General features: G+C 72.2%; 10 protein-coding genes. 5 read left to right on the top strand and 5 right to left on the bottom strand.

The genetic code is table 11. From position 1 onward, the window contains the following. Positions 1 to 226 (top strand): hypothetical protein (locus M0P34_RS09880; RefSeq protein WP_291498749.1); only part of this gene is annotated, 226 nt, incomplete at its 5' end. Further along, positions 199 to 486, top strand: a complete 288-nt coding sequence (locus tag M0P34_RS09885; protein WP_291498750.1) for a hypothetical protein — start codon at positions 199 to 201, stop codon at positions 484 to 486. The genes M0P34_RS09880 and M0P34_RS09885, both read left to right, overlap by 28 nt. Positions 487 to 499: 13 nt before the next feature. On the opposite strand, the gene M0P34_RS09890 is transcribed toward M0P34_RS09885, so the two are convergent. Both M0P34_RS09890 and M0P34_RS09895 read right to left on the bottom strand, forming a co-directional pair. After that, complete coding sequence (locus M0P34_RS09890; RefSeq protein WP_291498751.1) at positions 500 to 1237, bottom strand: lipid-binding SYLF domain-containing protein; 738 nt, start codon at positions 1235 to 1237, stop codon at positions 500 to 502. 35 nt (positions 1238 to 1272) lie between these two features. Beyond that, on the bottom strand, positions 1273 to 2193 hold the full coding sequence (locus M0P34_RS09895; RefSeq protein WP_291498752.1) for a YceI family protein: 921 nt from the start codon (positions 2191 to 2193) through the stop codon (positions 1273 to 1275). 117 nt (positions 2194 to 2310) lie between these two features. Here M0P34_RS09895 and M0P34_RS09900 point away from each other — a divergent pair, with 117 nt between their 5' ends. Beyond that, positions 2311 to 3141 carry an MBL fold metallo-hydrolase gene (locus M0P34_RS09900; protein WP_291498753.1) on the top strand — a complete coding sequence of 277 codons (831 nt, stop codon included), beginning with the start codon at positions 2311 to 2313 and terminating at the stop codon, positions 3139 to 3141. Between the two features lie 46 nt (positions 3142 to 3187). Here M0P34_RS09900 and M0P34_RS09905 read toward each other — a convergent pair whose 3' ends face one another. Further along, complete coding sequence (locus M0P34_RS09905; protein WP_291498754.1) at positions 3188 to 3622, bottom strand: hypothetical protein; 435 nt, start codon at positions 3620 to 3622, stop codon at positions 3188 to 3190. A 130-nt stretch (positions 3623 to 3752) separates the two neighbouring features. Here M0P34_RS09905 and M0P34_RS09910 point away from each other — a divergent pair, with 130 nt between their 5' ends. Beyond that, the gene (locus M0P34_RS09910; RefSeq protein ID WP_291498755.1) at positions 3753 to 4430 is read left to right on the top strand and encodes a YkgJ family cysteine cluster protein; all 678 of its coding nucleotides are present in this window, start codon (positions 3753 to 3755) and stop codon (positions 4428 to 4430) included. Between the two features lie 76 nt (positions 4431 to 4506). On the opposite strand, the gene M0P34_RS09915 is transcribed toward M0P34_RS09910, so the two are convergent. Together M0P34_RS09915 and M0P34_RS09920 are read right to left on the bottom strand one after the other, a co-directional pair. Further along, entirely contained in the window at positions 4507 to 5619 is a 1113-nt protein-coding gene (locus tag M0P34_RS09915; RefSeq protein ID WP_291498756.1) for an AI-2E family transporter, read from the bottom strand. Continuing rightward, entirely contained in the window at positions 5616 to 6899 is a 1284-nt protein-coding gene (locus tag M0P34_RS09920) for a BPL-N domain-containing protein (RefSeq protein ID WP_291498757.1), read from the bottom strand. The genes M0P34_RS09915 and M0P34_RS09920 overlap by 4 nt, the downstream gene beginning before the upstream one ends. Positions 6900 to 7007: 108 nt before the next feature. Here M0P34_RS09920 and M0P34_RS09925 point away from each other — a divergent pair, with 108 nt between their 5' ends. Beyond that, complete coding sequence (locus M0P34_RS09925; RefSeq protein WP_291498758.1) at positions 7008 to 9665, top strand: valine--tRNA ligase; 2658 nt, start codon at positions 7008 to 7010, stop codon at positions 9663 to 9665. Positions 9666 to 10048 lie beyond the last annotated feature (383 nt).

Genomic DNA, 10048 nt, shown 5'->3' on the forward strand with positions numbered 1-10048 from the left:
GATCGGCCGCCTGGCCGCGTCCATGCGCGAGATGGGCGCCAAGCTGCGCTCCATCGTCGCCGAGGTCCAGGCCGCCACGGACAACGTCAGCTCCGGGGCCCAGGAGCTGTCCGCCTCCTCGGAGAGCCTGTCCCAGGGCGCCACCGAGCAGGCCGCCAGCGTGGAGGAGATTTCCGGATCGTCATCGAGACGGGGCTGGTGGGCTTGGCGCTGTTCGCGTTTTTGATGCTGCGGGCCTGGGCCGTGGCCCGGGGGGTCTTCGCCCGCGCGCGCGACGAGCTGGAGCGCGGGCTGTGCATGGGGTTCCTGGCGGGCTTCGCCGGGCTGCTGGTCCATGCCCTGTCGGCCAACACCTTCATCATCGGCCGGATCATGGAGCCGTTCTGGTTCACCCTGGGCATGGTGGTCATGCTGCCGCGGCTGGAGGACGCCCGGGGTCGGCGCCTGTGGGCCGACGAGCCCGGGCCCGGCGCCACGGCGCCCTGAGCCCGCGCGGGGGTCAGGGCGCGGCGGCGCGGAGCACGCCCAGCAGCCGGGCGGCCTCCGGGGCCGGGGCGTGGCTGCGCTCCAGGACCAGCCCCCGGGGCGTGGCTCCGGGGGTGTAGAGCGCGGCGTTGGCCTCGGTGTCGGGGAAGATGCCCGTGCCGTCCAGGGCCACCCCGGCGAACAGGCCGTCCGCCCGGGAGAAATAGGCCGCCCCGCCGTCGTAGGTCATGGACGAAACCTGCCGCTCCAGGCCCTGACCCGGGGCGGCGGCGAGCATTTCGGCGTCCAGGGTGAAGCCGTTTTGCAGCGTACCCTCAAGGCTTGGTCCGTCCAGCAGCACCAGGGCGAAGGCCGTTTCGGACACTCCGGCCTGGAATCCGGCACTGCCCCCGGCCAGGCGCACCAGGGCCGGAGCGCCCCAGGCGCCGCCCGCCCCGCGGCCCACGACGACCGCCTCGCCCCCGGCGCCGCCAAGCAGGAATCCCGCCTTGACGAACCGGGGGGCGACCAGCACGCCCCGGCCCCGGCCCAGGGCCTGGCGCAGGGCCGGGCCCTGCGGGCCTTGCAGCAGCACGTCCAGGGTTCCGGCGGCCAGGTCCAGAACCCGCTGGCCGCGCGCGGCGGCCTCGGCGGCGGGCGGGGCGGAGGTGCCCTGGCCGCCGACGGCGGCGCAGGCGGCCAGGATCAGGGCGGCGGCCAGGCCCGCCAGCAGGCGGCCCGGGCGCAGGGGCAGGCGATGGGTGCGGGGCATGGCGGATTCCTCGCGGGTGGGGGTGGGTGCCGGGGTCAACGGGCCACCAGGGTCACGTCCAGGCTGACCATGTCGTGGATCAGGTGCCTGCCCAGGCGGCGGAAGAGCCGGCCCGAGCCGTAGTCCAGGCCCCAGCGCGTGCGGTCCAGGTCGAAATGGGCCTTCAGGCTGACCCCGCCGTCCACGGGGGCCAGGCTCAGGGGCAGGGCCAGGGGTTCGATGCGCCCGCGCAGCAGCAGCTCGCCGCGGACGTGGTAGTTCGTGGCGCCGGGGGCCGCCCCATCCAGGAACTCCGACTGGACCACCGTGAACTCCGCCCGGGGGTGGCGCGCGGCGAAGAGGAAATCGTCGGACAGCAGGTGGCGCACCAGCAGGGCCCGCAGTCCGGGGTCCGCGAGATCGTCGTCGGCCAGGGAGTCCAGGGGCATGGAGAATCCGCCGCCGACCTTGCCGCCCACCACGCGGATGGCGCCCTGGTCCACGGCCAGGGTGCCGGTGTGCCGGGCGGTGGCGCTGCGCCCGGTCCAGACCACCGAGCTTTCGGCGGGCACCACGGTCCACGAACCCTCGGGGGGCAGGGCCTTGTGGTCTTCGGGCAGCGCCCCGTGGCCCTCCACGGGCAGGCCCTGGCGCAGCCAGTCGGCCATGCCCCCGGCCAGCATGTAGACCCGGGAAAAGCCCATGCGCACGAGCTTGGCGGCGGCGGCGGGCGCGTCGCGGGTCTGGCCGTCCTCGCCGTAGACCACCACGGGGGTCTCGGCCTTCGGGTCGGCCCCGGCGGCGGCCGCCAGTTCGGGGAAGTCCATCTGGAAGACGCAGGCCGTGCGCGCCCCGGGCAGGCGGCGCGCGGCGTGGACCTCGGGCGGCAGCACGTCCAGCAGGACCACGGGGCGGCCCTCGTCCAGCCACTGTTTGAGTTCCTGGGAGGCGATGCGGGTATAGTTGGTGTCTTGCATGGTCGTCCTTGGGGCAGGGGGTGGCGGGCGTCGGGCCTCGGCCCGGGCTTGCATTCGTGCGCCGCCAGTGTAAGCATTCCCCCGGCGTTTGACCAGCGCCGGACCGGAGGCACCCCCGTGAAACTGTGCATGCTCGTGGACAACCAGGCCGTCATCGACAGGTATCTGCTGGCCGAACCGGCCCTGGCCGTGCTGGTGGAGCACGGCGGGACGCGGGTGCTTTTCGACGCCGGGTATTCCGACGTGCTCACGCGCAACGCCCAGGCCCTGGGCGAGGACCTGGCCCGCCTGGACTGGGTGGCCCTGTCCCACGGGCACCAGGACCACACCTGGGGCCTGCACGCCCTCATCCGCGCCCAGGGCGGCGCCGCCGCGCGCACGGGGCGCGTGCCCCGGCCCAGGCTGGTGGCCCATCCCGGCGTCTTCGACTCCCGCGGGGCCGACGGCCTGCCCGAGATCGGCGCGCTGCTCACCTGGGACAAGGCCGCCCGCCATTTCGAACCCGTGCCCGAGGCCGGGCCGCGCGAGCTGGCCCCGGGGCTGTTTTTTCTGGGCGAGGTGCCCCGTGTGCTGGACTTCGAGCCGCCCGTGGCTCTGGGGCGGCGCGAGGACGGCACGCCGGACTTCGTGCCCGACGACACCGCCCTGGCCTGCGTCACGCGGCGGGGGCTGGTGGTGCTTACGGGCTGCGCCCATGCCGGGGTCTGCAACACCGTGCTGCACGCCCTGGCCGTGACGGGGCGGCGCAGGGTGCGCGCCGTGCTGGGCGGGATGCACCTGCTGGACGCGCCCGCCGCGCGCCTGGAGGCCACGGCGGGGTTCCTGGGCGGGCTGGGCCTGGAAGCCCTGTACCCCTGCCATTGCACGGACTTCGCGGCCCGGGCGGCCCTGGCCCGGCGCTGCCCGGTGCGCGAGACCGGGGTGGGCGCGCGCCTGGATTTTTCCTAGCGCGGCGGTCCTGTTTCTCCGAAAGTGACACAAGGCGGGAAAGCGGCTAGGGTGGAACAGACGGATACTCACCATCAATACTTTCCGCCGGAAAGGCCAGGAGAGCGCCATGTGCCAGAATTGCGGGTGCGGCCCCAAGAAGCCGAGCAAGTACGAGCAGCTGATGCGCGAGCACGACCACGTTCATGACCACGATCATGACCACGACCACGGGCATGCGCACACCCACGAGCATCCCCACGCCCACGCCCATACCCATGAGCACGACCACGGCGGCGAGGTCCATGCCCATGAGCACACCCATGAGCATGCCCACGAGCACGACCACGACCACGGGCATGGGCACAGCCACGGGCACGACCACGGCCACGGGCACAGCCATGAGCACCACCATCACCACGACCACGATCACGATCACGACCACGCCCACCAGGGCTCGGGCCACGACCACAAGCACTAGGCCGCGCTGGCGCGCCGCCACGGACCCCAGGGCCCCCCGGAGCGCGAGCGTCCCGGGGGGCTCCGTTGTCCCTTGCCCGGGGCGCCGGGTTGATGTAACCCCCTTCGGGTCGCCGCCGCGCGCGGCGCCCAACGCACAACCGGAGGTTCCCGTGGACGAGCTGGAACGCATCAAGAAGCGCACCCGCTGCGAGCGGTGCGGCCACTGCTGCGACAAGGGCGGCCCCGCCCTGCATCGCGAGGACCTGCCCCTTTTCGAACGCGGGGTGCTGGGCTACGCCCAGGTGTTCACCCTGCGCCGGGGCGAGCTGGTGGAGGAGTCCGTGGAGGGCGGCCTCCTGCCCCTGGACGCCGAGCTGGTCAAGGTGCGCGGCCAGGGCAACCGCTGGACCTGCCTGTTCTACGACGACGACGGCAAGCAGTGCAGCATCTACGAGGACCGGCCCGCCGAGTGCCGGGCCTTCAACTGCTGGGCGCCCGACGAACTGAAGGCCATGTACCGCTCCGGGCGCATCGGCCGGGCGGACCTGGTGCCCGAGGGCAGCGCCCTGCGCCAGCTGGTGGACGAGCACGAGGCGCGCTGCTCCTGCCTGCGCGTGGGCGAGCTGGCCGACGCGTTCCTTGGCGGCGACGAGGGCGCCGGACGCGAGCTGGTGGACACCATCACCTACGACGCGGCCTTCCGTGCGGCCTTCGCCGAGCGCGCGGGGGTGGGCGAGGAGGAGATGAATTTCCTGTTCGGCCGGCCCCTGCATGCGGCCGTGGGCCAGTACGGCCTGGAGGTCGGGCGGGAGAACGACCGCTACTTCGTGCGCAAGGCCCGGGACTGACCTCCCGGACCGGCCCGCGCCAGGGGGCGCCCGCACGGCGTGCGGGCGCCCCCTGCGCGTTTCGGGGTCCGGCGGGCTACGGCGCGGGTGGCGGCCCCTCGCCGGTGACCAGCCGCTGGTACCACGCCCAGCACAGGCAGGTCATGGGGATGGCGATGAGCAGCCCGAGCATGCCCAGCAGCTTGCCCCACACCGACAGCGACAGCAGGATGAACGCGGGCGAAAGCCCCGTGGCGTCGCCCATGATGCGCGGCACGAGCACCGCGTCCTGGAGGAGCTGGACCACGGCGAACACCGCCAGGATCAGCAGCAGGACCGTCCACAGGCTTGTGCCCGTCTCCAGGGCGTGGACCGCGCCCAGGAAGAACGCGGGCACGAAACCGGCGATCTGCAGGTAGGGCACCATGTTCAGCAGGCCGATGAACAGCCCGAGCAGGATGCCCAGGGGCAGGCCGATGAGCGCGAAGCCCACAGCGAACAGCACGCCCACCAGCGCCGCCACCAGGGCCTGGGCCCGGAAGTAGCGGCCCATGGCCAGGCGGAAGTCCCCGGCCAGCTCGGCGACCCAGCCCCGGTGCCGGGGCGGCAGGGCCCGGGTCCAGCCCGCGCGCAGGCGTTCGTAGTCCAGCAGCAGGAAAACCACATACAGCAGCAGCACCACCAGCCCGGCCAGGGCCCCGGCCACGCCCGCCGCCCCGCGCAGCACGCCCCACACCCCGGGCAGCACCTTGCCCGCCACGGCCTTGCCCAGAGCCAGGGCGTCGCCGCTGCCGAACAGGGCCTGCACGTCCGGGCGGGCGGCGATCTCGCGCAGGGCCTGCCACAGGTCGGCGGGCAGGCGCTCGGCGGCGCGCGCCGCCAGTTCCGAGTTCTGCACCACCTCGCGCAGCAGCGCGCCCATGTGGCGCACCTCGGCCCCCACCAGCGGCGCCACGGCCGTGACGGCCAGCCCCAGGCCCAGGGCCGCCAGCAGCAGCGCGGCGAACACAGCCGGGGCCCGGCGCTTGAACACGCGCTCCAGCAGCAGCACCAGCGGATGCATGAGGTACGCCGCCAGCAGCGCCGCCGCGAAGGGCGCCAGCACATCGGACAGGTAGGCCGCAAGCCACACCAGGGCCGCCAGGACTCCGGCCCCCAGGGCCAGACGCACCACGCGGTCGAAGGTGTAGGGGGTCTGGTTCTGGATCATGGGGCCTCCCGCTCCGGTTGGCGTTCCGGGGCTTCGGTGACGGTGGCGAAGAACAGTTCGTCCATGGTCTCCAGCAGCGGGGCGAAGAGTCCGCCGAAGTCCATGTGCGCCCCGAAGAGCGCCAGTCGCTGGCCTGTGAGCACCTCCTCGGGGATGGCGTTGATGGTGCCCGACATGGTCATGGCCAGCCGCTCGGCCAGCAGGTAGCCCGCCAGCCCGTGGCGGAACTGCTCCAGCCGTTCCATGAACTCCGCCCGGCGCGCGAGCCACAGCCGCGCGGCCCCGGGCCCGGGCTCCAGGTTCTGCACCTGGCAGACCAGCGAGTGCAGGGCGTTCAGCGCGCCGCCCGGGATGCCCCGGCGCCAGCCGAACAGCCAGGCGTTGCGCCGGAAGAACAGCCACTGGTCCTGCCCCTGGGCGATGCTGGCCTCCAGGCCCGCCTTGGCCGCGGCCAGGGCCGCGCCCCCGGCCTCGTCGGGCCAGCGCCGGGTCAGGGTCTCCAGGTTCCAGGCCGGGGTCGGCCCGCCGTGGGCCGGGGCCAGCCCCGCCAGCTCGCGCACCAAGTGCACCAGCCAGGCGTTGGCCTGGGGCGAGGCCGGGGTTTCCAGGTGCGAGTAGCTGAGCACATAGCGCCCGGCGCCGTAGTGGCCCTCCACCAGGCAGGGCTGCCCGGTCATGTAGTGCGGCCAGATGGCCAGGCCGTATTGGGTCTCCAGGTCCTCCAGCGGCCCCCGGGGGATGCTCGCCAGGGGCAGGTCCGCAGTCCAGAAGTCCGGCCCGGGCTCGGTGTAGGCCGCCAGCACGCGCACGGCCTCGCAGGGCTCGTACTCGAAGCGCGCGGGCCACCACACGGGCAGCAGCGGCGCCGGGCCGATGCCCGGCGGCACCAGGGCGTTGTCCTGGGCCGGGCGCACATGGATGTGCCCGGAGTTGGTGTGCTGGATGCGGTCGGAGAACGCCCGGCGCTTCCAGGGGCACAGGCCAAGCCCGTCGCGGCCGGTCAGCCCCAGCCCCGCGCCGCCGCAAAAGCCCAGGTACACCCCGCCCCCGCGCACATAGTCGCGCACGGCGGCCACGCCCTCGGGCCCCAGCGCGGCGAACTTGCGCCGCGCCGTACCCCCCGGCACCACCAGCGCCGCCGGAGGGTTGCGGGAAAGCGCGCCCTGGGCTATCTCCCTTGCGCGCAACAGGCGGTGGGGCAGCCCCAGCGCGCGCAGCGCGCGCCAGACCAGAAGCCCCCAGATGTGCGACTCGTCCCAGTAGATGTGGATGCTTGACATTGCTCCCGTGCTCATTAGGCTGTTGGTCCGCCCGGCGCCGGGCCCGGCGCGCGCGCATCCATGTTTCCTAAGGAAATTTCCGCGCAAAGTGAAGGAGAGGAACGCCCCATGGCCGTGAAGACCCTGCCCAAAGGATACGAGCCCGCCGAGGTCGAGGCCAGGTGGCGCGAGCACTGGATCGAGAACAAGACCTTCACCCCCGACCCCGCCGCCCCCGGCGAGCCGTACTCCATCGTCATCCCCCCGCCCAACGTCACCGGGCAGCTGCACATCGGCCACGCCCTGAACCTGACCATCCAGGACATCCTGTGCCGCCACGCCCGCCAGAAGGGCAAGAACGTGCTCTGGGTGCCCGGCATGGATCACGCCGGCATCGCCACCCAGAACGTCGTCGAACGCCGCCTGGCCACCCAGGGCCTGGGCCGCGAGGACCTGGGCCGCGAGGAGTTCGTGCGCCGCGTGTGGGAGTGGAAGGAGGAGTACGGCGGCAAGATCCTGAACCAGATCCGTCGCATGGGCGCCTCCGTGGACTGGACCCGCGAGCGCTTCACCATGGATGAGGGCCTGTCGCGCGCCGTGCGCGAGGTCTTCGTCGACCTCTACGAGCAGGGCCTCATCTACAAGGGCAACTACATCATCAACTGGTGCAACCGCTGCCACACCGCCCTGGCCGACGACGAAGTCGAGCACGCCCCGCACAAGGGCCACCTCTACCACGTCCGCTACCCCCTGGCCGACGGCTCGGGCGATCTGGTCGTCGCCACCACCCGCCCCGAAACCATGCTGGCCGACACCGCCGTGGCCGTGCACCCCGAGGACGAGCGCTACAACGCCCACATCGGCAAGTACGCCGTGCTGCCCGTCGTCGGCCGCAAGCTCGTGGTCATCGGCGACAAGTATGTGGAGCGCGAATTCGGCACCGGCTGCCTCAAGGTCACCCCGGCCCACGACATGAACGACTGGGAGCTGGGCCGCCGCCACGGCCTGGACGTGATCTCCGTGTTCGACGACACCGGCCGCGTCTGCGGCGACGTGCCCGAGGGCTACGCGGGCCTGACCATCGTCCAGGCCCGCGAGAAGATCGTCGCCGACCTGCGCGCCTCGGGCCATCTCGTGGAGATCGTCGAGCACGAGCACAACGTGGGCGAGTGCTACCGCTGCAAGAACGTGGTCGAGCCCCACGTCTCGACGCAGTGGTTCGTCGCCGTCAAGCCCCTGGCCGAAAAGGCCCGCGCCGCCGTGGCCGACGGCGCCACGCGCATCTACCCCTCCTCCTGGGACAAGACCTACTTCCACTGGCTGGACAACATCCGCGACTGGTGCATCTCGCGCCAGCTCTGGTGGGGCCACCGCATCCCGGCCTGGACCTGCGACGCCTGCGGCGAGCTGATCGTCGCCAAGGCCGACCCCGCGGCCTGCCCCAAGTGCGGCGCCAGCGCCCTGACCCGCGACGAGGACGTGCTCGACACCTGGTTCTCCTCGGCCCTGTGGCCCTTCTCCACCATGGGCTGGCCCGACAAGACCCCGGAGCTGGCGCGCTACTACCCGACCTCCTGCCTGGTCACCGCCTTCGATATCCTCTTCTTCTGGGTCGCGCGGATGATGATGATGGGCATCCATTTCATGGACAAGGTGCCCTTCACCGACGTGTACATCCACGCCCTGGTCCGCGATGCCGAGGGCAAGAAGATGTCCAAGTCCACGGGCAACGTCATCGACCCGCTGGAAATGTGCGACCGCTACGGCACCGACAGCCTGCGCTTCACCCTGGCCGCCTTCGCCGCCATGGGCCGCGATATCCGCCTGAGCGAGGAGCGCATCGAGGGCTACCGCCACTTCATGAACAAGCTGTGGAACGCCGCGCGCTTCGCCCTCATGTACCTGCCCGACCAGGTCCCCGCCGCCGACCCCGCCGCCGCCACGGCCCTGCCCCACCGCTGGATCATGGACCGCCTGGAGCGCGTGAAGGCCGAGGTGGACGCGGCCATCTGCGAATACCGCTTCAACGACGCGGCCCAGGCCGTGTACCGCTTCACCTGGAACGAGTTCTGCGACTGGTACCTGGAGCTCATCAAGGGCGACCTGAACGGCGAGGACGCCGCCGCCCGCGAGTCCGCCCACGCCGTGCTGCATGCCGTGCTGCGCGAGATCCTGGCCCTGGCCCACCCCATCATCCCCTTCATCACCCAGGAGATATACCAGACCCTGCCGGGCATGGAGGGCCGCGACCTGGCCGCCGAACCCTTCCCGCCCGCGCGCCCCGGCTGCCGCGACGAGGCCGTGGGCCCGCAGATGGACCTGCTCCAGGGCGTGATCACCAGCGTGCGGACCATCCGCGCCGAGCTGAACATCAAGCCCTCCCTGGACCTGGACTGCATCGTGCGCCCCGCCGACGCCGACGCCGCAGCCGTGCTGGGCGAAAACGCCGCCCTGGTGCGCTCCCTGGCACGCCTGGGCTCCCTGACCGTGGACCCCCAGGCCACTCCGCCCAGGGCCTCCGCCTCCGCCGTGGTCGCGGGCTCGGAACTCTTCGTGCCCCTGTCCGGCGCGGTGGACTTCGACGCCGAACTGGCGCGCCTGGACAAGGACATCGCCAAGATCGAAAAGGTGCTCGTCGGCGTGGAGAAGAAACTGGGCAACCCCGGGTTCGTCAACAACGCCCCCGCCGACGTGGTGGACAAGGAACGCGCCAAGGCCCAGGCCATGCGCGACGACATGACCAAGCTCGCCGACCTGCGCGCCCGCCTGCGCGAGGCGCTGGGGTAGGGCCGGGCCAGAGAGGCGCGGCAGGGCAAGGCGGGGGAGGGGGGAACCCCTTTTCTTGAGGAGAAAAGGGGTTCCCCCGTCCCCCGCGCCCCCTCCCCCCGCCCCCAAAGACCTTTTTCTTTGGGGGCGGGAGGGTTGTTCCGGGGCGGGTTTGCCGGGCGCCGGGACGGGTTTGGGGCGAAGCGTCCGGGCGCTGGGATATTTTCGGGGCGGAGGCTTCAGGGCCGGGGGCCCGGGCCTGGGTGGCCCGCCCGTGTGGTTTTCCCGGGGAGCGGTGCTCCCTTTGGTTTCATCAACAATCCTGGCCGTCTCCCGAAAACCCCAACGACAGGTTTTTGGGAGGGGGGATGGGGTCCGGGGAAGGGGGGAGCCCTTTTTCCCCA

This window comes from Desulfocurvus sp. (assembly GCF_023230885.1).
Lineage (GTDB): Bacteria > Desulfobacterota > Desulfovibrionia > Desulfovibrionales > Desulfovibrionaceae > Desulfocurvus.